The organism is Bacillus sp. B4EP4a (assembly GCF_006680105.1).
In the GTDB taxonomy this organism is placed as follows: Bacteria; Bacillota; Bacilli; order Bacillales; family DSM-1321; genus Peribacillus; species Peribacillus simplex_E.
The window spans coordinates 1-338 of record NZ_VHIK01000134.1; the positions used below are offsets into that span (position 1 = coordinate 1).

The 338-nt window shown below is 45.7% G+C and carries 1 rRNA gene; it reads right to left on the bottom strand.

Annotated elements, in window-relative coordinates:
• A 23S ribosomal RNA gene (locus FNK51_RS26255) occupies positions 1 to 338 on the bottom strand; the annotation flags it as partial.

The window sequence follows — 338 nt, forward strand, 5'->3', positions numbered from 1 at the left end:
CTTTAAATGGTGGCTGCTTCTAAGCCAACATCCTGGTTGTATAAGCAACTCCACATCCTTTTCCACTTAACGTATACTTTGTGACATTAGCTGGTGGTATGGGCTGTTTCAATTTCGACTACGGATCTTATNACTCGCAGTCTGACTCCCAAGATTAAGTATTTGGCATTCGGATTTTGACTGAATTCGGTAACCCGTTGGGGGCCCCTAGTCCAATCAGTGCTCTAACTCCAATACTCTCATCTTGAGGCTAGCCCTAAAGCTATTTCGGAGAGAACCAGCTTTCTCCAGGTTCGATTGGAATTTCTCCGCTACCCACACCACAACCCCGCACTATT